This window comes from Vibrio aphrogenes, assembly GCF_002157735.2.
Classification (GTDB): domain Bacteria; phylum Pseudomonadota; class Gammaproteobacteria; order Enterobacterales; family Vibrionaceae; genus Vibrio; species Vibrio aphrogenes.
Window position 1 is genome coordinate 2,208,944 of sequence record NZ_AP018689.1, and the last position, 22,003, is coordinate 2,230,946.

17 protein-coding genes are annotated in these 22,003 nt (G+C 42.9%); 8 read left to right on the forward strand and 9 right to left on the reverse strand.

All coding sequences use genetic code 11. The features are described 5' to 3' along the window. Position 1 precedes the first annotated feature (1 nt). The 3 genes from epmB to VCA1004_RS10075 all read left to right on the forward strand — a co-directional run bounded on the left by epmB (position 2) and on the right by VCA1004_RS10075 (position 2,846). Entirely contained in the window at positions 2 to 1,078 is a 1,077-nt protein-coding gene (epmB, locus tag VCA1004_RS10065) for an EF-P beta-lysylation protein EpmB (protein ID WP_086981633.1), read from the forward strand. A gap of 14 nt (positions 1,079 to 1,092) precedes the next feature. Further along, on the forward strand, positions 1,093 to 2,034 hold the full coding sequence (locus tag VCA1004_RS10070; RefSeq protein ID WP_086984568.1) for a LysR family transcriptional regulator: 942 nt from the start codon (positions 1,093 to 1,095) through the stop codon (positions 2,032 to 2,034). Between the two features lie 194 nt (positions 2,035 to 2,228). Beyond that, the gene (locus tag VCA1004_RS10075) at positions 2,229 to 2,846 is read left to right on the forward strand and encodes a YagU family protein (protein WP_086981634.1); all 618 of its coding nucleotides are present in this window, start codon (positions 2,229 to 2,231) and stop codon (positions 2,844 to 2,846) included. Positions 2,847 to 3,157: 311 nt separating this feature from the next. Here VCA1004_RS10075 and acuI read toward each other — a convergent pair whose 3' ends face one another. Further along, a complete protein-coding gene (gene acuI / locus VCA1004_RS10080) occupies positions 3,158 to 4,138 on the reverse strand; it encodes an acrylyl-CoA reductase (NADPH) (RefSeq protein WP_086984569.1) in 981 nt (326 codons plus the stop codon). A 296-nt stretch (positions 4,139 to 4,434) separates the two neighbouring features. Here acuI and VCA1004_RS10085 point away from each other — a divergent pair, with 296 nt between their 5' ends. Further along, on the forward strand, positions 4,435 to 4,962 hold the full coding sequence (locus VCA1004_RS10085) for an MgtC/SapB family protein (protein WP_086981635.1): 528 nt from the start codon (positions 4,435 to 4,437) through the stop codon (positions 4,960 to 4,962). A gap of 132 nt (positions 4,963 to 5,094) precedes the next feature. Here VCA1004_RS10085 and VCA1004_RS10090 read toward each other — a convergent pair whose 3' ends face one another. The 3 genes from VCA1004_RS10090 to VCA1004_RS10100 all read right to left on the reverse strand — a co-directional run bounded on the left by VCA1004_RS10090 (position 5,095) and on the right by VCA1004_RS10100 (position 8,781). Further along, complete coding sequence (locus VCA1004_RS10090; RefSeq protein ID WP_232012593.1) at positions 5,095 to 6,573, reverse strand: ATP-binding cassette domain-containing protein; 1,479 nt, start codon at positions 6,571 to 6,573, stop codon at positions 5,095 to 5,097. Positions 6,574 to 6,779: 206 nt separating this feature from the next. After that, positions 6,780 to 8,423 (reverse strand): chaperonin GroEL, encoded by a 1,644-nt coding sequence (gene groL, locus VCA1004_RS10095; RefSeq protein ID WP_086981637.1) that lies wholly within the window; start codon positions 8,421 to 8,423, stop codon positions 6,780 to 6,782. A gap of 67 nt (positions 8,424 to 8,490) precedes the next feature. Beyond that, positions 8,491 to 8,781: a co-chaperone GroES gene (locus tag VCA1004_RS10100; protein ID WP_086981638.1), complete on the reverse strand. Its 291-nt coding sequence runs from the start codon at positions 8,779 to 8,781 to the stop codon at positions 8,491 to 8,493. Positions 8,782 to 9,574: 793 nt separating this feature from the next. On the opposite strand from VCA1004_RS10100, the gene VCA1004_RS10105 reads away from it, so the two are divergent. Further along, entirely contained in the window at positions 9,575 to 10,912 is a 1,338-nt protein-coding gene (locus tag VCA1004_RS10105; RefSeq protein ID WP_086981640.1) for an MATE family efflux transporter, read from the forward strand. Between the two features lie 256 nt (positions 10,913 to 11,168). On the opposite strand, the gene cysE is transcribed toward VCA1004_RS10105, so the two are convergent. The 4 genes from cysE to VCA1004_RS10125 all read right to left on the reverse strand — a co-directional run bounded on the left by cysE (position 11,169) and on the right by VCA1004_RS10125 (position 15,135). Continuing rightward, a complete protein-coding gene (cysE, locus tag VCA1004_RS10110; RefSeq protein ID WP_086981641.1) occupies positions 11,169 to 11,990 on the reverse strand; it encodes a serine O-acetyltransferase in 822 nt (273 codons plus the stop codon). 752 nt (positions 11,991 to 12,742) lie between these two features. Beyond that, positions 12,743 to 13,765, reverse strand: coding sequence for an NAD(P)H-dependent glycerol-3-phosphate dehydrogenase (gpsA, locus tag VCA1004_RS10115; RefSeq protein ID WP_086984570.1), 1,023 nt, complete (start codon positions 13,763 to 13,765; stop codon positions 12,743 to 12,745). Positions 13,766 to 14,062: 297 nt separating this feature from the next. Then, complete coding sequence (secB, locus tag VCA1004_RS10120) at positions 14,063 to 14,527, reverse strand: protein-export chaperone SecB (protein ID WP_086981642.1); 465 nt, start codon at positions 14,525 to 14,527, stop codon at positions 14,063 to 14,065. 152 nt (positions 14,528 to 14,679) lie between these two features. Next, on the reverse strand, positions 14,680 to 15,135 hold the full coding sequence (locus VCA1004_RS10125) for a rhodanese-like domain-containing protein (RefSeq protein WP_086981643.1): 456 nt from the start codon (positions 15,133 to 15,135) through the stop codon (positions 14,680 to 14,682). A gap of 635 nt (positions 15,136 to 15,770) precedes the next feature. On the opposite strand from VCA1004_RS10125, the gene gpmM reads away from it, so the two are divergent. From gpmM to VCA1004_RS10140, 3 genes are all read left to right on the forward strand, one after another. Next, entirely contained in the window at positions 15,771 to 17,315 is a 1,545-nt protein-coding gene (gene gpmM, locus VCA1004_RS10130; RefSeq protein WP_086981644.1) for a 2,3-bisphosphoglycerate-independent phosphoglycerate mutase, read from the forward strand. Between the two features lie 178 nt (positions 17,316 to 17,493). Beyond that, positions 17,494 to 18,672, forward strand: coding sequence for a murein hydrolase activator EnvC family protein (locus tag VCA1004_RS10135; protein ID WP_086981645.1), 1,179 nt, complete (start codon positions 17,494 to 17,496; stop codon positions 18,670 to 18,672). Between the two features lie 170 nt (positions 18,673 to 18,842). Next, positions 18,843 to 20,888: a sensor domain-containing diguanylate cyclase gene (locus VCA1004_RS10140; protein WP_164520852.1), complete on the forward strand. Its 2,046-nt coding sequence runs from the start codon at positions 18,843 to 18,845 to the stop codon at positions 20,886 to 20,888. 88 nt (positions 20,889 to 20,976) lie between these two features. Here VCA1004_RS10140 and VCA1004_RS10145 read toward each other — a convergent pair whose 3' ends face one another. Further along, positions 20,977 to 21,942 (reverse strand): DHH family phosphoesterase, encoded by a 966-nt coding sequence (locus VCA1004_RS10145; protein WP_086981647.1) that lies wholly within the window; start codon positions 21,940 to 21,942, stop codon positions 20,977 to 20,979. Between the last annotated feature and the right edge of the window lie 61 nt (positions 21,943 to 22,003).

Consider the following 22,003-nt stretch of genomic DNA (forward strand, 5'->3'; position numbering starts at 1 on the left):
AATGCCCGATATGATAACCCGAAAAATCATCTCTGTTGAGCAAAACTGGCGCAAAATCTCGCCTAACTTGCCACAAAATGATCTATCTCGACAAAATACTTGGTTAACCGAGCTTGCTCAGGCCATATCCGATCCTATTGAATTGCTCAAACAGCTCGATATTGACCCTACTCCTTGGCTAAAGGGGCTTCAAGCTCGCAATCTTTTTGCTCAACGGGTACCTCTGAGTTTTGTCGCTCGCATGGAAAAAGGCAACCTTCATGATCCCTTATTGCGTCAAGTGTTGCCTTTAGCCGAAGAATTTGAAGTACACGAGGGCTACTCCACCGATCCCCTTGATGAACAAGATAACGTCTTACCCGGCTTATTACATAAATACCAAAGTCGCGTCTTGATGATTGTAAAAGGTGGCTGTGCGATTAATTGTCGTTATTGTTTTCGACGCCACTTTCCTTATCAAGATAACAAAGGAAATAAAACCACTTGGCAACAAAGCTTGGATTATATTGCCCTGCACCCTGAATTGGATGAGGTGATTTTATCCGGTGGCGATCCTTTAATGGCCAAAGATCATGAATTGCAATGGTTGATAGAAGGGATTAGTCACATTCCTCATATTAAAACGTTGCGGATCCACAGCCGCTTGCCCGTTGTGATCCCAAACCGAATTACTGATGACTTATGTAAGAGCTTAAGCCAGACCCGTTTACACGTTGTCTTGGTAACGCACATTAATCACGCCAATGAGATCAACGCTGAGCTGGTCGCAGCGTTAGCCAAACTTCGCCACATCGGTGTGCATTTATTAAATCAAAGTGTGCTACTAAAAGGCATCAATGATAGCGCTGATGTGCAAGCCCAACTCAGCCGAGCTCTGTTTGATGCTGGGGTCTTGCCGTATTACTTACATGTGTTAGATAAAGTGCAAGGCGCGGCGCACTTTTATGTCTCCGATGAACAGGCTCGAGACATCATGGCTGAGTTGCTTAAACAGGTTTCAGGGTATTTAGTGCCAACCCTAGCTCGCGAGATTGGTGGTGAAAAAAGTAAGACTCCCTTAGACTTACAGCTCAGTTAAAGGAGCCGGTTATGATGGAACTTGAAGATATTTACCGCCGTGATTTGAATCTCTTAGTGGCTTTACAGGTCCTGATCGAGGAAAACAGTGTCAGTAAGGCCGCAACTCGTTTAAATCTCAGCCAGTCAGCGATGAGTCGAGTACTTGGACGATTACGAGTCTTGCTTGACGATCCCTTATTTACTCGCCAAGGCCAAACTTTAATTCCAACTCAAAAAGCGCTCGAGTTTCATCAGCAATTGAATGTGCCGCTCGATAAGTTACGTCACTTATTGTCGCCGCAAGATTTCAGCCCTAGCACTTGCCAACAGACCTTTACCATCGCAACAACAGACTATGCGATGCAAACCATTTTACCTTTTGCGCTACCCAGAATTTATCAAGAAGCGCCCAACGTACGTTTAGAGCTGATCCCGCTGCAACATACTCAGTTAATGGAGCAGCTCACCACACAAGGGGCGGATATGGCCATTTGCCGTCCGACTTATTCCGTTGCACCGTTACAACAAGAGCATTTAGGAAAAGTTGGGGTATTTTGTTTGCTGTCTCCCCATCATCCGTTAGCTAATGAAGAACTCACTTTACACGATTACTTGGCCTCTTCGCATGCCATGATTGCCATTAGTGATGGCGTTAAAGCTTTAATTGATCAGGCATTATCCGGTTTTCCTGAGCCAAAATGGCTCTTACGCTCCTATCATTTAGAAGCGGCATTGGCCATTATGGAAACCTTACCTTTAATTATTACGGTGCCAGCTGATCTCGCTTACTTAGTCGCTAAACGTTATAACCTGATCATCAAGAAAACCCCTTTTGAATTAACCCCATTTGATTACTCATTAATTTGGCACTCACGATGTGAGTTTTCTCCCGCGCAACAATGGTTACGTGAGGTGTTAAAACAAGAATGTGGTCGATTGATCAGTGAAAGGATCCAAGTCATGAATTTAGAATAAAGCGCCTAAGTTCAAGCATCATCGCTCCCACTCGCTCATCACCTCAAATCATTCACACCGAAAATGGAAAATATAATTCCATAGAAAAATTGTCATTAATCATAAAAATAGATGCAACATAATGTAACATTGCATGTCGAAACATTTTGTAACATCTGTTTTTTACTTTGAATGGTTAATACAAGGATTCACCTATGAACCTATTTGAACAAACGCCCGCTGATCGGAGACGTTATGGACTGGCCGCTTTTATTGGCTTAATTGCAGGTATCGTTTCTGCTTTTGTTAAATGGGGAGCTGAAGTACCTTTACCCCCTCGTAGCCCGAGTGATTTATTCTCTAGTGCGTGTGTGCCTGAGTCTTTAATTCGAGCTGCAGACCAAATCGATTGTTCACGTAACTTTTTAAACCCTCCTTATTTATTTTTACGTGACTGGTTAGGGGTTACCGATCCTAATGCTGTTGTCTATAGCTTTGCAGGTCATGTCTTTAACTGGGTGGGCGTAACTCACATTATCTTCTCTATTGTGTTTGCTGTAGGTTACTGTGTCGTTGCTGAGCAATTCCCTAAAATCAAATTATGGCAGGGTTTATTTGCTGGTGCGTTAGCTCAACTTTTTGTACACATGATCACATTCCCATTATTAAACCTAACCCCACCACTATTTGACCTACCATGGTATGAACATGTTTCTGAAATCGTAGGCCACCTTATTTGGTTCTGGTCTATCGAAATCATTCGTCGTGATTTACGTAACCGTATCACTCATGAACCCGATCCTGAATTCTCTTTAGGTGCAAGAAGCGAGTAAACTCTCCTCGCTTGACCAATCTTCAGAGCGCACTGACCCCTTATGGTTGGTTATGCTCTGAAGATTTTTTTTTTGCTCTAACCCTTTATTGACTCACCTATTTATTGGCTCACCTTCAACCTCAAATTTAGACAATATAGCGTCATAAAAACAAAAATAAACTACTGATATAAAAAATAAAATAGCCATCAAGCATCTGAGGTTAATTATATTTTGGATATAAAAAAAGCCAAGCGATGACTCATGTCAATGCACCGCAAGGCTTTTCATTTGGGTTAATTTAGAAACTGAGATGCGCTCTCTTCCTAAAATTAAATTTTTACCACAACTCGGCCTGTGACTTGACCATTCGTGATGTCTTCTGCGTATTTCACGACTTCTTCTAAACCGATTTCAGTGCACGCTTGCTCAAAGTAACTCGCTGGTAATAGCTTAGCTAACGCATTCCAAGCTGCGATACGTTTTTCCGTTGGGCAGTTAACGGAATCTACGCCTTGTAAACGCACGTTACGCAAAATAAATGGCATGACGGTCGTTGGTAAATCAAAACCACCAGCTAAGCCACAAGCGGCAACAACTGAGTTGTAATCCATTTGTGCTAACACTTTCGCAAGCACTTTACTACCAACGGTATCAACGGCACCTGCCCAAACTTGTTTTTCTAATGGGCGAGCTGGCTCTTCAAATTCACTGCGTTCAATCAGGCGAGAGGCACCCAGTTTTTCAAGTAATGGACCGTTTTTCTCAAGGCGACCCGTCACCGCGGCTACTCGATAACCTAGTTGACTCAACAGGGTTACCGCAACAGAACCCACACCGCCGCTCGCACCGGTCACTAAAATCTCACCATCTTCTGGCTTCACATTGGCATCTAAAATAGCTTGTACACACAACATTGCGGTAAAGCCCGCCGTCCCAATCACCATGGTTTGTTTTTCATCTAATCCTTGCGGTAAAGGAACTAACCAATCGGCTTTTAAACGCGCTTTTTCAGATAAACCACCCCAGTGATTCTCACCGACTCCCCAACCGGTTAAGACAACTTTATCACCGACTTGATAACGTTTATCTTGTGATTCTAAAACACTACCGACAAAATCAATGCCTGGAACCATTGGGAAGTTACGAATAATTTTTCCTTTACCCGTGACCGCAAGACCATCTTTATAGTTAATGGAAGAGTAATCAACCGCCACCAATACCTCACCTTCCGGTAATTGGCTTTCATCTAAAGTTTCGATATTTGCAATCGTACGTTTTTCTTCTTGGTTCAACACTAAAGCTTTAAACATAACATCTCCAATTTCAGGGAAGATAAAAGGGCCATCAGGCATATTGCCAGTATAAGGAAAAGACCTTAGTCAAAACAGTGATATCAATACATAGCAGGTATGCATAGAACGCATTTATTCAAACTTCGGCATGCTTTATTAGCATAATGATAACAAATGGCACGATATAAAGGCTTCGTCATCAAGACAAAAAAATATCATCATCAATACGCTAGATATCAGCACTAAAATTCGTACTATTTCCGCTCCAAAAAATTCCCTATCTATTTTTATTTATAAAGGTAAACCAACCACCAATGAACTTCGAATGGCTTAATATTACCCCTTTTAGCTGGTGGTCACTCGCCTCGTGCGCCATTAACGGTACGCTTATCGGTCTTGAGAGACAATTACGTGGTAAACCAGTTGGTATACGTACCGCTATTTTAATTATCTCGGGCACCTATCTATTTATGGCGATGGCGGTGTCTTTATCACCTAATACCTTAGATCAAGCTCGCGTACTTGGACAAATTATTACCGGCGTTGGTTTTTTAGGGGCTGGAGTCATGATGACTATGGATGGAAAAATTCATGGCGTCACCTCTGCTGCCGTGATCTGGGTCTTAGCCGCGTTAGGCTTAATGATTGGCTTAGGGCATGAAACCCAATCGGTTATCTTTACCGCATTAACCTTAGCGGTCTTACTCGGGGTAGATAAAGTAGAAAAAAGCTTCCAAAGTTTACGTCGTGGGGTTCATCAAACAATTCAAAAACGTCGTCGCCCCAAAACCATCAACATGAACCGTGTGATCACAAAAGAAGAACAAAGCACTGAAGATTAACGGGTAAAGAGTGAGCCAAAAAGAAAGGCCATAGTGAAAAACTGGCCTTTCTGGCGGTGAAGCTATTACGATGTCATGTCACCCATCTCAAAATACCTTACTATCTTAACCCCTTCACAGTTTGATAAAGATTTAATCTTCATGTCTTTTTACCTGAACCTGATAGCCACACTGAGCATCACCCTCAAAATCCACATAATGATGAATAGCAGGTAAGACATCATCGAGGTGATGGGAAACATACAAAAGCTGACTAAGATTTTGCTCGGCAATCATGTTTAAAGTATTCATGACCAACTTACGGTTGATAAAATCTAGGCCTTGATAGGGCTCATCTAAAATCAATAATACGGGTTGTTTTATCAAGGCACGACCAATTAACAATAAGCGTTGTTGACCATAATCGAGTTGTTTAAACCCTGTCTTTTCACATTGCGTCATATGCAAAATAGCCAGCCAATCTTTTGCTAAGTCCAGCTGTTTTTTACTTGGTTGTTGGTAGAGGCCAATCGAATCAAAAAAGCCTGATAATAAGACGTCTAAAGCACTGCAATTAACTCGATATTGCAAATGTAAAGCCGATGACACAATCCCTATCTGCTCTTTCACCTGCCAGATGGTTTCACCACTCCCACGCGGCTTCCCAAATAAGGTAATGTCATTGCTGTAGCATTGAGGATGATCGCCTAAAATCAGCCCGAGCAAAGTACTTTTGCCACACCCATTTGGGCCACGTATTTGCCAATGTTCACCATTATTAATTCGCCAATTAACCCCTTCAAAAATCAAACCATCGGTATATTCCACCTTGGCATTTTTCAATTCGACTAACGGGTTTTCATATTTTGGCTGATATTGTTGACGCTGGATAAGCTCCATCATTTCTTGGCTACGTTGCTGTGACAGCGACATTAACTGCTCCATGACAGGGTGAGTTTGCCATTGTTGTAAGGTCATGGGCTCACCTAAACGATGTAGGCTCTTTCCGGCTTTATTCACTTCGGCATTAAACATCACAACATGGGAAATACACGCTGGCAATTCATCTTCACGTGAAGTAATGATTAGTAACTGAACGCTCTCAGAGAGCATGACTAATAATTGAGATAGGGCTTGTTGATGGGATAAATCTAATCCGGCAAATGGCTCATCTAAAATCAATAATTGAGGTTCAATGGCCAAAGCTCGCGCCAACATGACTCGACGAGTTTCTCCTGTTGAAAGTTGACGAAATCCTCGCTCTCGTAAATGAGTTAAATCGGTTAACTCCAACAAAGCATCCACTTGGCTTGCTTGTGAACAACATTCTGCGACGAGCGATTGAACCGTTGAACCATAATCCAAACGGTCCATAAAATCAGTCTCATCTTCTGCCAGCTCTTTTTCTAATAACAATTGCTGTTGGTATAAAGATACCCAACCTATATGTTCAGGCAATCCTTGTATTGTTCCTGAACTGGCCTTTATCTCACCGCTTAATAATCTTCCTAATAATGAACCAGCATGACTGTGGGTTGAAAAAATTCCCCAATGCTCTTTTGCTTCAATGGTCCATTCATCAATGACAACGCCCTCAGTTTCTAGTACTAAGTCCTTAATATTAATCGTCATCGCCATCACTTCCTTATGATCTAAAACTTATGATTATTTACCTAGACTCAAAACTTAACACAAGATGGACCAACACCACTATGGTTTATCTCCTTCCCAGCCGACGCACCATTAAACAAAAAAAAGGCTCACTACCTAAGCAGTGAGCCTTTCATATCAATGGTTTATTGGGTCAGTTAAGTGATGATGCTTAGCCTAAAGGCTGATTACATCATCCCTCCCATACCGCCCATTCCACCCATGCCGCCCATATCAGGCATTGGAGCAGCATCTTGTGGTTTGTCTGTTACCATCGCTTCTGTTGTGATCATCAGACCAGCAACTGATGCAGCAAATTGTAGTGCTGAACGAGTTACCTTAGTTGGATCCAAGATACCCATTTCTAGCATATCGCCGTATTCACCTGTTGCGGCGTTGTAACCGTAGTTACCTTCGCCTGCACGTACGTTGTTTGCGACAACTGATTCTTCATCACCGGCGTTTTTAGTGATTTGACGGATTGGAGATTCCATCGCGCGAAGTGCAACGCGGATACCCACGTTTTGTTCTTCGTTATCACCTTCAAGAGCACCCAGTTTAGACGCGGCGCGGATAAGTGCCACACCACCACCAGCAACGATACCTTCTTCAACCGCTGCGCGAGTTGCATGAAGGGCGTCTTCTACACGGTCTTTTTTCTCTTTCATTTCAACTTCAGTTGCTGCGCCAACTTTAATTACCGCAACACCGCCAGCGAGTTTAGCGACACGTTCTTGAAGTTTTTCTTTATCGTAATCTGAAGTTGCATCTTCGATTTGTTGACGAATTTGCGCCACGCGACCTTGGATCATCTCTTCTTCACCAGAACCATCGATGATGGTTGTCGCTTCTTTAGTAATGGTGACGCGTTTCGCTTGACCAAGATCTTCTAGCGTTGCTTTTTCTAGCTCTAGACCAATCTCTTCAGAAATCACCGTACCAGCAGTTAGTACCGCGATATCTTGTAGCATCGCTTTACGACGATCACCAAAGCCAGGTGCTTTAACTGCCGCCACTTTCACGATACCACGCATGTTGTTCACAACAAGCGTTGCTAGTGCTTCACCTTCTAGATCTTCTGCAATGATCAATAGAGGACGAGACGCTTTTGCAACCGCTTCTAATGTTGGTAGCAATTCACGAATGTTAGATACTTTTTTGTCAACCAATAGGATGAATGGATTGTCTAGATCCACACTGCCTGCTTCTTGGTTGTTGATGAAGTATGGTGATAAGTAGCCACGGTCAAATTGCATACCTTCAACCACATCTAACTCATCTTGTAGCGCTTGACCTTCTTCAACAGTGATCACACCGTCACGGCCCACTTTTTCCATCGCTTCAGCAATGATTTTACCAACAGAGCTATCAGAGTTTGCAGAGATAGTCGCGACTTGCTCGATTTCAGTACCTGTTGAGCAATCTTTAGAAAGGGCTTTTAGCTCTTCTACTGCCGCGGTTACCGCTTTATCAATACCACGTTTTAGATCCATTGGGTTCATACCCGCTGCGACGGCTTTAAGACCTTCAGTGATGATAGATTGTGCAAGAACGGTTGCCGTAGTGGTACCGTCACCCGCTACATCGTTTGCTTGAGAAGCCACTTGCTTCACCATTTGTGCGCCCATGTTTTGGAATTTGTCTTCCAATTCAATTTCACGAGCGACAGACACACCATCTTTAGTGATGGTTGGTGCGCCAAAAGATTTGTCTAGTACCACGTTACGACCTTTAGGGCCCAAGGTTACTTTTACTGCATCCGCTAGAATGTTCACGCCTTCTAGCATTTTTACGCGTGCGTCATTACCAAATTTAACGTCTTTAGCTGCCATGTTCTTATTCCTTATAAAATCTATTTGAATGCTTTGGTTTTGAATTCAGAAGTTAATAAGCCAATGCTTATTCTACGATCGCTAAAATGTCATTCTCAGACAAAATTAGAACTTCTTTACCATCGATTTTTTCAGACTTAGTGCCATAGCCTTCCGCAAAGATCACGGTGTCACCCACTGTTACGTCTAGTGGTTGTACATTACCATTTTCTAAAATACGACCTTTGCCGACAGCTAGAACTTTGCCACGAGTTGATTTTTCCGCAGCAGAACCAGTTAATACGATGCCACCAGCAGACTTTGATTCTACTTCTTGGCGCTCAACGATAACTCGGTCATGTAAAGGACGAATGTTCATCTGTGCATCTCTCCTGATTAGATGTTCATAGAAAATATTTAAAGGTACCGATCAAATTAGTATCGGTCTGTTTGATATGTTGGGGAAGGATGAACAAAACCCAAGCCCTACAACAAAAAAAAGTGTGATCAAGATCAGAATAAGGGAAGTTGCGAGAGCCGAGCACGCTTCGCTTCGAATTGCGAGTAAAAGCAAATGCGGAGCTCGAGTCTCGGTCGCTACGCTGCTCGTGGCTCGGAAAAGATACAAGCGAATACGAGAAAATAACCCCGTCATCCTGAATAGTGAGGCACGAACGTAGTTCAGGATCTCCTGAACTGCGCTCCTACGTCGCTTTTCAGGATGAGATTCTAGCAGATTCTTAGCTCTTCGGCTCCCGAGCGTAGCGTCCCCTAAACTAGGCCCAAAGGCACTACCTGCATTCAAACAAAGTTCACACGCCTTGGGAAATCCTGAACAACGCTCCTACATCGCTTTTCAGGATGCCGTTCTAACAGATTCTTAGCTCTTCGGCTCTCGAGCGTAGCGTCCCCTTAAACTCGGCTCAAAAGCACTACCTGCATTCAAACAAAGCTCACACGCCTTGGGAGATCCTGAACTGCGCTCCTACGTCGCTTTTCAGGATGACGTTCTAGCAGATTCTTAACTCTTCGGCTCCCGAGCGTAGCGTCCCCTTAAACTCGGCCCAGCTTTTCCTCCTAACAACCTTATCGAGTGACGAGCAATGCAATGACCTAGTCACAAGTAACAAAAAGCCTTATCCTAGCCACTTCATCACCAGCGAATCATTTCCATGCAAGATAAACACGGCTTATTAACGGCTCCCATTGCGAAAACTCTTCAAACCATGACTGTCCCTATGGTGGCCGGCTTACTTGCGATCTTAACTTTTAACCTTGTTGATACCTTCTTTATTTCTCTGCTTGGTACTCAGGCTCTCGCAGCGATCAGTTTTACCTTTCCCGTCACTTTTGGGGTGAGTTGTATCACGCTTGGGATCGGAATGGGACTGTCTGCCAATGTTGGACGTTTTCTTGGGCAAGGTGATAGCCAATCGGCTGCACGCTTTTCATGTCATGGATTAATACTGGCCATTTTGCTTGTCACACTGGCCTCCACAATAGGTTTGTTAACGGTTAATCCATTATTTCAGCTTTTAGGAGCCACTGACGATCTGTTACCACTGATCAATCAATATATGCTCATTTGGTATATGACCATCCCTCTGCTGGTGATTCCAATGGCTGGCAATAGCGTCATTCGTGCCACTGGCGATACTAAAACGCCCGCTAAAATTATGATGACGTCTGGATTTATCAATGGCGTTCTCGACCCATTACTGATTTTTGGTTATGGGCCCTTTCCAGAATTAGGCATTCAAGGTGCCGCTATTGCTAGTGCCGTCAGTTGGTTAGGCGCTCTCATTGCAGCCTTATATGTCTTAATCAAACGCGAACGCTTGCTTGCTCCTCCACAACTTTCTCATTTGTGGTTAGATTGGATGCAGATACTCAAAATTGGTACACCTGCGGCTTTTTCAAGTGCGATGAATCCTTTATCGGGTGCATTATTGATGATGCTATTAGCTGGATTTGGCACGGAGGCCGTGGCCGCTTATGGCGCCGCGCAACGTGTTGAGTCCATCATGATCATTGTGTTGATGTCATTAGGCTCGGTACTGACGCCCTTTATCGCCCAAAATATTGGGGCTAATAATCCGCAACGCAGCTTTCAAGCCTTATTCATCTCGATTCGTTTTGCTTTGGTGTTTCAACTTGGGTTATTTATCTTGATGGTGCCATTAAGCATGCCGATCGCCAGCGCCTTTAGCCAAGAAGCCAAGGTTCAAGATCTCTTATGGCATTTCTTGATTGTGGTGCCGATTAGTTATGGCTTCCAAGGAACGGTTATGATGTTAGTCAGTGCCTTAAACGCCATGCACCTCCCAGTCAAAGCCTTTGCTTGGAATTTCTCGCGGTTATTTATTTTCACCTTGCCGTGCGCTTGGGTTGGCAGCCAAATTTATGGGGTTGAAGGGTTATTCATCGGTATGGCAATCGGAAACATACTTGGTGGGATCATGGCTTATGGCTATGCATTGAGGATGAGAAGAAGAGAAAAGCAGGTTTGAGATCCGAGTACGCTTAGCTTAGAGAATCAAGAAAAAGCCAAAAGATAGAGCGAGCAATAAAGGCAAAAAACGAGGCTCGGAAAAGATAAGAGTTAAAGATTGGAACGTGATGCGTGAACGCTTCGCTGCGAGTTGCGAGAAAGAGCGGTTCCACGTAACTGCCTTTATCTTTTCGGCTCCCGAGCGGAGCGTCCTCAAATCTCGGCTCTTTTTCTGCTTTTCGTTTTTGCTCTTCCACGCTACACACAACTCAGTTTTAAATTCCCGCGCCATCCACCAGCTTATGGCCATTACCATTAAAGCCTTGGTCCATATCTTCCGATGGTTTATCGCTGTAAGGGCGACCCACAATTTTTGCCGGTACGCCAGCCACAGTAGTATGAGGTGGAACGGCTTGCAGCACTACAGAACATGAGCCAATTTTGGCCCCTTTGCCGACTTCAATGTTCCCGAGAATTTTCGCCCCGGCACCAATCATCACACCTTCACGGATCTTAGGATGACGATCACCACATTCTTTACCGGTCCCGCCTAAAGTCACGTCTTGTAAAATTGAAACATCATTTTCCACAACTGCGGTTTCACCAATCACAATCCCGGTGGCGTGATCGAGCATGATCCCTTGTCCAATGCGTGCCGCTGGGTGAATATCAACTTGGCAAGCCACAGAGATCTGATTTTGTAGGTAAGTTGCTAAAGCATAACGGCCTTTTTTCCACAGCCAATTGGCCACACGATAGCCTTGCAGAGCATGATAACCTTTAAGGTATAGCAATGGCGTGGAATACATAGAGACCGCAGGATCTCGACTGACAATCGCACAAATATCACAAGCGGCACTATCGGTAATGGAAGGGTCATCTTTAAAGGCTTCTTCAACCACTTCACGAACGGTCATCGGAGGCATGGTCGCCGTTCTCAGCTTATTGGCTAAAATGTAACTTAAAGAAGCGCCAAGGCTATCGTGATTAATAATGGTAGAGTGATAGAAGCTCGCCAGCATTGGTTCTTGATCGGCCTGGTGCTTCGCTTCTTCGACAATCGTATCCCAGACTTTTTGTTTCTCGCAATGTTTCATATGTGTTCCTAGTTACTGGTCCCTAGTAAAGTTCGGATCTCGTCTATCCGGGGTTTCGCTACTGATAGTCGGAAAAGATAAAAGCAAAAGATGTTTCGAGAGCCGGGTACGCTTCGCTCCGAGTTCCGGGTAAAAGAGCCAAGTTAGGGCGAAAAAATAAACTCCGTCATCCTAAATAGTAAGGCACGAACGTCGTTCAGGATGACGATTAAATTTCAGTGCTTACTTTACTCGCCACAGGCAAGCCAAACCAATCTTTTTCTTTTCGATTCTCGAGCGCAGCGTCCTAACCACTCTCTCCAACCGAACCCTTGATATCAACACGCCTTGGGAGATCCTGAACAGCGCTCCTACGTCGCTTTTCAGGATGACGATGAAGATAAAAGCAAAAGATGCTTCGATCTCCGAGTAAAAGAGCCAAGTTAGGGCGAAATAATAAACTCCATTATCCTAAATAGTAAGGCACGAACGTCGTTCAGGATGACGATTAAATTTCAGTGCTTACTTTACTCGCCACAGACAACTCAAACCAATCTTTTTCTTTTCGGCTCTCGAGCGTAGCGTCCTCGCCAGTCTCTTCAACCGAACCCTTGATATCAACACGCCTTGGGAGATCCTGAACAGCGCTCCTACGTCGCTTTTCAGGATGACGATTAAATTTCAGTGCTTACTTTACTCGCCACAGGCAGCCAATCTTTTTCTTTTCGGCTCTCGAGCGCAGCGTCCTCGCCACTCGACTCTTTCTTTTCTCTCTAGCCCTCAGCTTTTTTCTGTCTTGCTAACAAATCTTGAGCCGCTACACGAGCATCTTTTCCTTGATACAGAACTTGGTAAATTTGTTCTACGATGGGCATTTCTACTCCCATTCGACTCGCCAATAACCAAACTTCTTTGGTATTACGATACCCTTCGACGACTTGACCAATTTCCAACTGTGCCGTTTCAACATCTTTCCCTTGACCAAGAGCCAAGCCAAAGCGACGGTTTCGCGACTGATTATCAGTACAAGTTAATACTAAGTCACCTAACCCCGCCATTCCCATAAAGGTTTCAGGTTGCGCGCCTAAGGCAACACCTAAACGGGTCATTTCAGCCAGACCACGAGTAATTAATGCTGTACGAGCATTTGCACCAAATCCAATACCATCAGACATACCAGCGCCAATCGCAATCACATTTTTAACCGCACCACCTAATTGCATGCCGATAAAGTCATGGTTGGCATACACGCGGAAACTTTTACTGCAATGAATGGTTTCTTGTAGATCTTTAACAAACTCTGCATCTGGAGAAGCCACAGAAATAGCCGTCGGCATTCCCATCGCAAGCTCTTTAGCAAACGTTGGGCCAGACAATACCGCAAGTGAAATATCTTGACCTAACACTTCATACGCAACGTCTTTTAACAAACGGCCAGTTTCAGGCTCTAAACCTTTGGTTGCCCAACAAATACGTGAATCTTCACGTAAATGAGGCTGGAGACTCTTTAATACAATACCGAACACATGGCTAGGCACCACAACCAATAAATCACGAGTCGCGGCTACCGCTTTGGCAAGATCCGGCTCGATAATTAAAGAGTCTGGAAAATCAATCCCAGGTAAAAACTCTTCGTTAGAACGGTCTTGCTCTAATGAAGCCATATGTTCAGGCTCATGCCCCCACAACATGACTTTAGAGCCGTTACGCGCTAAAGCGATTGCTAGAGACGTTCCATAAGATCCCGCGCCGATTACCGTCATTGAGATATCATGTTGAGCATTAGAATTTGGCATGGTTTTCACCTTTAAAATAATGAATAGCGTTGCTCGGATGCTTTGCATTTCGTTGCTCATGTCTCGAAAAAGATAAGAGCAAGCACAAAAATAGATTGTTAACTATATCGAGCTTCCAAGAAGCGCAGCGGCCTAGAAACGAGAAACGACCGCTCCTAGAAAAAACAAAGAGCGAAACACTAAATCTAGCCTCCGCTCTTTTTCATTTTGCTGCAATCAGTACAGCCCCAAAGTCATTGAAGTTGTAGTGAGGCGATGAATGCCTCAACCAAGCTGCAACTTCAAATACACAGGGTATCAAGCGTCGGCTTGCTCAGCTTGACTAGATTGTTGTTGTAGGTAATTCATGAACAACGCATCAAAGTTTACTGGTGCAAGGTTCAATTGTGGGAATGTACCTTTAACCACTAGGCTAGAGATCGTTTCACGTGCGTATGGGAATAGGATGTTCGGACAGAATGCACCTAGGCAATGTGCCAATTGACCTTGTTCCATGTTTTCAGCCGTGAAAATACCACCTTGTTGGATCTCACATAAGAAAGCCACTTCTTCTGCATTTTTCACAGTGACCGTCAAACGAAGGATCACTTCGTAAACATTTTCACCTAGTTCACGGCTTTGCGTATCAAGATCTAACTTCACATCTGGTTCCCAATCTTTTTGGAACATTTGTGGAGAGTTTGGAGCTTCAAAAGAAAGATCTTTTAAGAAGATACGTTGAATTGTGAAGTTTTGTTGCTCTTGAGATGCTGCTTCAGCCATGATGGGGATATCCTTTATTAAATAAAATTAGTTACTAGCCTCTAGGCTATACAAGGTTGCGAGATGCGAGAGCGCTTCGCTTCGAGTTGCGGGAAAAGCTTTTTCTCGCTACACGTAACATGCAACTCGAGACTAGAAACCTAGGGTCTAAATTATTTTTTACCTTTCTTGCTTGCTGATTTGTCAGATACAAGCGGTAAATTATTTTCATTCCAAGCGGTCATGCCATTTTTAAGCATATTTACTTTTTCAAAACCAGCTTTTGCTAAAAGGTTGGCACTTTCGTGTGACGTTTGACCTGTTTTGCATAACACAATAATGGGGGTCGCTTTATATTTTTCAATGTTAGACAGGGCACCAGATTTGATTTCTGATGGCAAAATGTGAACTGCGCCCGCAATATGGCCACGTTTAAACTCATCTTTTGTACGAATATCAATCACCACACCATCTTCTCGGTTAACAAGATGAGTTAATTGACCCGCTGTGATGGTTTTGTATTTTGCGGTTGATGACTTAAAAATGGTCCCAATTAAAGCTGCTAATACGGCAACCCAAACTAAAGACAAAATCATGTTTTGTTGAAAAAATTCGATATATTCTTGCATGCCCTACACTCATACTGCACTAGCTGAGAACATCCTCAGCCAACTATTGGAAAGGCACGAGTATAACGGGCAAAAAGACAAGTGGCGAGAATAAAAGACAAAAACGAGAGCCGAGATAAACTTTGTTACAGGTTGCGTGAACGCTTCGCTTCGAATCGCAAGGAGAAAGACCAGAGGATACAAAAAGTAAGCCCCGTCATTTAGGATCTCCTGCCGCACGTTACCACTTATTAAGACAATGAATAAACCTCCCCTCTTGGGAGATCCTGAACGGCGCTCCTACGTCGCTTTTCAGGGTAACAGCGACTTTCAGTGTTTACTTTTGCTCTTCTGTGGCACACGTATCTCACAACAGCAGCATTCTTATCTTTTCGGCTCCCGAGCGTAGCGTCCCCGCATCTCGCTCCCTGCTCCTACTTTCCACCTATTAATCTCATTGGTGAATTCAATTTTCATCTAGACTAATTATTAGGCATAATACACAACAACAGATGAAAATTAGCACCAGATAAATGTGACACCAAGTAGATGAGCGTCAGTTATATTGATTTTACCCTACTGTTTGGAACGAAAAGTGTAGTAAAATTACGCTCAAGCAAAATTATAAATTCTTTGTATTTTAACGAGGTTTGAACATGTCTAATAAGAAGCCAATGGCTCTAGTAATCCTTGATGGTTGGGGTTACCGCGAAGATAACAGCGACAACGCTATCGCCAATGCAAACACACCCGTTCTAGATGGATTATTTGCAAATCAACCAAATACCTTAATTTCTGCTTCAGGTTTTGATGTTGGTCTACCTGATGGCCAAATGGGTAACTCAGAAGTTGGCCACACTAATATCGGCGCAGGCCGTGTGGTTTATCAAGATCTTACTCGTATTACTAAATCTATCGCAGATGATGAATTTAAAGAGACTCCAGCGCTTGCTAATGCTATCGATAAAGCAGTAGCGGCTGATAAAGCGGTTCATATCATGGGCCTAATGTCTCCAGGTGGTGTTCATAGCCATGAAGATCACATTTATGCGGCAGTCCAAATGGCAGCAGAACGTGGCGCTAAAAAAGTCTATGTTCACGCTTTCTTAGATGGTCGTGATACGCCACCACGTAGTGCAAAAAATTCTCTACAACGTTTTGCTGATCTATTTGCAGAATTAAACCTAGAAGAAGGCCGCATCGCCTCTCTTGTAGGTCGTTACTTTGCAATGGATCGTGATAACAACTGGGATCGTGTACAAAAAGCTTATGACCTTCTTACTCAAGCAAAATCTGAATTTACTTTCGATTCTGCTGTTGAAGGTTTAGAAGCTGCTTACGCTCGTGAAGAAAATGATGAGTTCGTACAAGCAACTGAAATCCGTCGTGAAGGCCAAGCAAGTGCTGCTATCGTTGATGGCGATGCTGTGATCTTCATGAACTACCGTGCTGACCGTGCTCGTGAAATCACTCGTTGTTTCGTACCAGATTTTGCAGGTTTCGAACGCGAAGTATTCCCAAGCATTGATTTTGTGATGCTAACCCAATACGCAGCAGACATCCCACTATTATGTGCCTTCCCACCAGCGTCACTAGATAACACTTACGGTGAGTGGTTATCAAAATGTGGTAAAACACAGCTACGTATCTCTGAAACAGAGAAATACGCACACGTGACTTTCTTCTTCAACGGTGGTGTTGAAAATGAGTTTGAAGGTGAAGAGCGTCAACTTGTTGCCTCACCAAAAGTTGCCACTTACGACATGCAACCTGAAATGAGCGCACCAGAATTAACCGATAAGTTAGTTGCGGCGATTAAATCAGGTAAATTCGATACCATCATTTGTAACTATCCAAATGGCGACATGGTTGGTCACACTGGCGTATATGAAGCCGCTGTGAAAGCATGTGAAGCCGTTGATGAATGTATCGGCCGTGTCGTAGAAGCGATCAAAGAAGTAGATGGCCAATTGCTTATCACTGCTGACCACGGTAACGCAGAAATGATGATCGACCCAGAAACTGGTGGCGTTCATACTGCACACACTAACCTTCCTGTTCCACTGATTTATGTTGGTAACAAAGAGTTAGAGTTCAAACAAGGTGGTAAACTGTCTGATCTTGCACCAACCATGCTTGAGTTAACTGGTATGGAAATCCCTGCAGAAATGACAGGACAGGTGATTGTCAATCTTAAATAAATTGAGGCATTTTCCCTATCAATTGTATGTTTGTCTGATATATCATTAACCGCTATCAGAATTCATATAAATCTATGCCAAGACCATAAAGTGGCTAATCTTTTTAGCCACTTCTTATAAATGACATAGAGCCAGGCTGACGATACGGTTAGCCTCATTCTTGGGAAAAGCTTCATTTATGACAATGACTCAGTCGCAATCAAATTTAAGCGCCAGCTTGCGTTTTTCGTGTTCACGATTAATGACAACTGGCGCTTTTCTATGTGCTCTTGGTGTTGGCCTAATGAGCGCCGTCACCCCCTCAGCTCATGCCGCCTCCAAAGAGGATTTAAAAGGCGTATCCGCTGAAATATCACGCCAAACCTCTTCGATTAGCTCTCAACAAAAAAAACTAAATCAATTACAAAGTGATCTAAAAAGTCATGAAGTGACGATTTCAAAACTAGGGCAAGAGATCAGAGAAAATGAAAAAGAGCTCTCACAAGTCCAAGAAAACCTTTCCGATTTGAGAGCCCAAAAGAAACAGCTAGAGCATAAAAAAACACAGCAAACCGATACACTTGAAAAGCTCATCAAAACCTATTATTTAACGAGCCGCAACAATAACTTACCGCAGATTCTTCAAGGTGGTGAAGCGGAAAGAAATGACCGTATAAGTCAATATTTTCAACACCTTGCAAAAGCTAGAACAGAGGCTATCGAAGCTCTCAGTTTGACTCAACAAGCTTTAGATGAAAAAGAGCTGCAATTATCCGAAGAAGAAGATCGTCAATCGGTGCTCTTGACCAATAAAAAAGCGAAACGAGATGATTTACTGAAAGCACAAAATCAGCGCAAAACGACCGTTAATCAAATCCAAAGTAATATTCGTAGTAATCAAAGCAAATTAGCCGAATTACGCCGCAACGAAAATCGCTTAAAGGCTGAAATCGCTAAAGCAGCAAAACGTAATATTTCTCCAATGAACGGCTTATCAGCTTACCGAGGTAAACTCCCTTGGCCATTACAAGGTCGAGTGTTGCATAACTACGGCACCTCACAGAGTGGACAAATCACTTGGAAAGGGATCGTGATTAATGCAAAACAAGGTGAAGCGGTTAAAGCTGTCCATTCTGGAAAAGTCGTCTTTGCTGAATGGTTACGAGGCTATGGCTTAGTGATATTACTTGATCATGGTAAAGGTGATATGACGCTTTATGGCTATAACCAAACCCTACTGAAAAAAGATGGCGATGTCGTCCATAAAGGCGAAACCATTGCCTTAGCGGGCAATACTGGAGGGCAATCACGGCCTTCCTTATACTTCGAAATCCGTCGTAATAGCCAGCCTCAAAACCCCAAAAGCTGGTTGAAATAATCGAGTTAATCTAAAGGGAGCTTTTCACATAAAAGCTCCCTTTACTTTAAGCGCTATTTATCTAGATGATATTCATTTGGCTTATGTTTATTTTCACGCTCAAAGTATATACTCTAAAAAAACTCATCTCATTACATCCAATTAACATCTCGCAAAGGAAATGCAAGCCGATGCCAACCCATGTTGTACCGTCTGAGTCATCCATCTCTATCGATAACCCTATTTCACTAGACGATGAGCCTAAAATTGGGCGTCGTATTGCCATTCGTTTTATTACCCTTTTTACCCTTTTTATCGTGATTTTTGGCGTAATCATCAGTGTAATTTATCAAACCTACACACGTAATCTAGAAAATCGCTTATTAGCTCAAGAAGAAGCCTTTATCGTTTCTTCTACCAATTTACTGCAAAAGGAAATGCACACACAATTGCTGATCCTGAATATGACTTCAAAGTCTAAAGCGCTATCGGATTACTTGGAATCTCATTCTGAATCCGACCGAAATGGCTTGGTCAGCTTATTTAAAAATTTAATCCTTACTTTTCAATTCTATGACCAAGTACGCTTACTTGACTTAGAGGGCAATGAAATTTTACGGGTCGACCGTGAAAATGAAGGCTTATCCGCCGTACTCAATAATGACTTACAAAGTAAGAATCATCGTTACTACTTTCAACAAGCTTTAAAGCTCAATCCTCAAGAAATTTATGTCTCGCCAATGGATCTTAATGTTGAAAATGGCAAAATTGAAAAGCCTTATCGACCAACCATTCGCTTCATTACTCCCGTCGTCAATGAAAAAGACCATAAAATTGGTTTACTTGTATTTAATTATTCAGCCACCGAGTTACTCGAAAATTTTCGTCATCAAATTACATTGCGTTTAAATGGTCAAGGGATGTTGATTGATCCCCATGGTTACTGGCTAAGTAACCATGATAGAAGCAACGAATGGGGATTAGATCTAGGTAAACCCGAGAATCACTTTAAAAAGCGCTACCCTCACGCTTGGCCTATCATCAAAGAGCATGATAATGGCACGTTAAAAACGGCGAATGGGCTATTCCGTTACCAATCTGTAGATCCATTAAACTTTAACCAAATAGAAAGCCCCAATCGATTTACAGAAGAGCACCTTCTTTCTATTTCCAATGAATCTATCGAGAATACTGATTGGAAAATGGTGATTTTTCTACCTAACGAAACCATCGAAGAACAATCTTTGTTCCACAAACCTGGAGGCATAGGAGTCATCACCGTACTTATTCTTGCATTTGGCTTAATTTTGTTGCTCCTTATCACTTTGTCAGAGCAAAGAAAATTTCGCCGTCAAAGAAATCGACAAATTAATGCAGAACTAAAAGATTTATATGAGAATGCACCTTGTGGATACCACTCTCTTAATGCCGATGGATTGATTACTCGTATTAATAATACAGAATTAAACTGGCTGGGCTACAACCGCGATGAAGTGCTTGGCCACTCATACCGAGAGTTTTTAACTCCAAAAAGTCAAAAAACCTTCGATTCATTTTTAACGACCTTAATCAATAAAAAGAGCATTGAAGACACGGTATTAGAGATCCAAACGAAAAGTGGGAAAACCTTTTTCGCTTCAACTTCGGCGGTTGCGTTACTCAACGAAGGAAATTTTGCCTTAGCAAGAGCTTCCACTTTTGATATCTCAGATCGAATCAAACTAGAGAAGCGCTTAGAATACTTAGCGAATACCGATGTGTTAACCGGACTTAGTAATCGTCGTCACTTTTTTGAAGAGATATCATCGACCTTTAATCAACCCGATGCTCAAGCGGAACCTCTTTCTATATTAATGTTAGATATAGATAACTTTAAATCCGTCAATGATAACTATGGGCATGACGCTGGTGATATTGTGTTAAAAGCCATGACTCAAACGATCTTAAGCCACCTGACCTCTCGTCATATCTTTGCACGTTTAGGAGGGGAAGAGTTTGTGATCACCACGCCAACGACTTTACAAGAAGCTAAAGAATTAGCAGAAACATTAAGAGTCGCGATTGAAAGCCAGCCCATATCGGTCACCAAATCTCTCAATTTACCGATAACCTTATCTATTGGCGTCGCAAACAAACCGCCTTCTTGTCATGATGTGGATGAAGTCTTAAAAAATGCGGATCTCGCGCTCTATCAAGCAAAGCAGAAAGGACGTAATAGAGTTGAGATAATAGATTAGCCTCTCTAAAAAGGGATAAAGCCTTGTCCTATTAAGGCAGTTTTATCCCTTTCTGTATTTTCTGTCACAGATCTAAAGAATATCTAACTTAAAGCCGAAAGCGTTTATCCATAGCAGCAATAAATAACTCAAGTTGTTCAAGTGGTAAGGCATTAATTCCAGCGGCAGCGCGGCGGCCCCCTCCACTGACGAACTGATTACACACTTCATCCGCCCCTTCACGGCGAGTTAATGGTGCTCTCACACTTACGGTATAAGACACTTCATCTGGATTTAAGGTTACCACTGCACAAGCTTTATCTGGGTCTTGATTGGCCAATTGATTGCCAAACACGCCACTTATCCTACGTGCCCATGCTGCATTGGGCAGAAGATAAATTTGGATATTTTCAGTGGATTGATAAGGAGACAGTGCTTGTAATTGTTGATGATCGGCTTGATAGCCCGCTCGTAGAGAATAAAAAATAGATCTCGAATCTTGTTGAAGTAAAAAGGGATCAGCAAAATTTAATAGCTTTTGAAACAAATCAGCAGGAGGGATCTGCAAATCCTCCAAACTAGCGCCATAGCCATTGTAATTAATTAACGTCCCTAACTCTTGCAAAAATTCAATTTGAGTCTCAGAGAGACAACACTGCTTAGCCAATGCCATCGCTCTCTTGAGCATGTTATCCCCAAAAGCCCCCACGATAGCCCAAGTCTGAAATTGACCTTTTAAATGCTGATTGATCAACACACTGGTACAAGTCTCGGAATCTAAATTGATAAGAGGCGTTAAATAAGGAGATTGCGGTATCTCACCACTTTGATGATGATCGCAATAAAATGTTGGAACCCCCTGCTCGAGCAAGGAAATTAATGCCGAACGATTTTTATCAAGGGAGATATCTAATACGGTTGCAGAGGTAACATCCGTTTGTTCGGCCACTTGTGCAAGCAATTGTATATCACGCTTCACACCAGTAACCAAGTGACTTGGCTTAGGATCAGCCAAGCGTAATTGCAACAGAGCAATAATACCGTCGGCATCCCCATTAAACACATCGTAATGCATGAAAATCCTTTTAAATACACATTGCGAGGTGCGAGAACGCTCCGCTTTGAGAGCCGAGATT

What these genes read in the sequence shown, in the direction of transcription:
- cysE (WP_086981641.1), bottom strand. Translation starts at nt 11,990, where the DNA reads ATGAAACATTGCGAGAAACAAAAAGTCTGGGATACGATTGTCGAAGAA.
- VCA1004_RS10090 (WP_232012593.1), bottom strand. Translation starts at nt 6,573, where the DNA reads ATGACGATTAATATTAAGGACTTAGTACTAGAAACTGAGGGCGTTGTC.
- VCA1004_RS10075 (WP_086981634.1), top strand. Translation starts at nt 2,229, where the DNA reads ATGAACCTATTTGAACAAACGCCCGCTGATCGGAGACGTTATGGACTG.
- VCA1004_RS10125 (WP_086981643.1), bottom strand. Translation starts at nt 15,135, where the DNA reads ATGCAAGAATATATCGAATTTTTTCAACAAAACATGATTTTGTCTTTA.
- VCA1004_RS10070 (WP_086984568.1), top strand. Translation starts at nt 1,093, where the DNA reads ATGGAACTTGAAGATATTTACCGCCGTGATTTGAATCTCTTAGTGGCT.
- VCA1004_RS10100 (WP_086981638.1), bottom strand. Translation starts at nt 8,781, where the DNA reads ATGAACATTCGTCCTTTACATGACCGAGTTATCGTTGAGCGCCAAGAA.
- groL (WP_086981637.1), bottom strand. Translation starts at nt 8,423, where the DNA reads ATGGCAGCTAAAGACGTTAAATTTGGTAATGACGCACGCGTAAAAATG.
- epmB (WP_086981633.1), top strand. Translation starts at nt 2, where the DNA reads ATGCCCGATATGATAACCCGAAAAATCATCTCTGTTGAGCAAAACTGG.
- VCA1004_RS10085 (WP_086981635.1), top strand. Translation starts at nt 4,435, where the DNA reads ATGAACTTCGAATGGCTTAATATTACCCCTTTTAGCTGGTGGTCACTC.
- VCA1004_RS10105 (WP_086981640.1), top strand. Translation starts at nt 9,575, where the DNA reads ATGCAAGATAAACACGGCTTATTAACGGCTCCCATTGCGAAAACTCTT.
- secB (WP_086981642.1), bottom strand. Translation starts at nt 14,527, where the DNA reads ATGGCTGAAGCAGCATCTCAAGAGCAACAAAACTTCACAATTCAACGT.
- VCA1004_RS10135 (WP_086981645.1), top strand. Translation starts at nt 17,494, where the DNA reads ATGACAATGACTCAGTCGCAATCAAATTTAAGCGCCAGCTTGCGTTTT.
- VCA1004_RS10140 (WP_164520852.1), top strand. Translation starts at nt 18,843, where the DNA reads ATGCCAACCCATGTTGTACCGTCTGAGTCATCCATCTCTATCGATAAC.
- gpsA (WP_086984570.1), bottom strand. Translation starts at nt 13,765, where the DNA reads ATGCCAAATTCTAATGCTCAACATGATATCTCAATGACGGTAATCGGC.
- gpmM (WP_086981644.1), top strand. Translation starts at nt 15,771, where the DNA reads ATGTCTAATAAGAAGCCAATGGCTCTAGTAATCCTTGATGGTTGGGGT.
- acuI (WP_086984569.1), bottom strand. Translation starts at nt 4,138, where the DNA reads ATGTTTAAAGCTTTAGTGTTGAACCAAGAAGAAAAACGTACGATTGCA.
- VCA1004_RS10145 (WP_086981647.1), bottom strand. Translation starts at nt 21,942, where the DNA reads ATGCATTACGATGTGTTTAATGGGGATGCCGACGGTATTATTGCTCTG.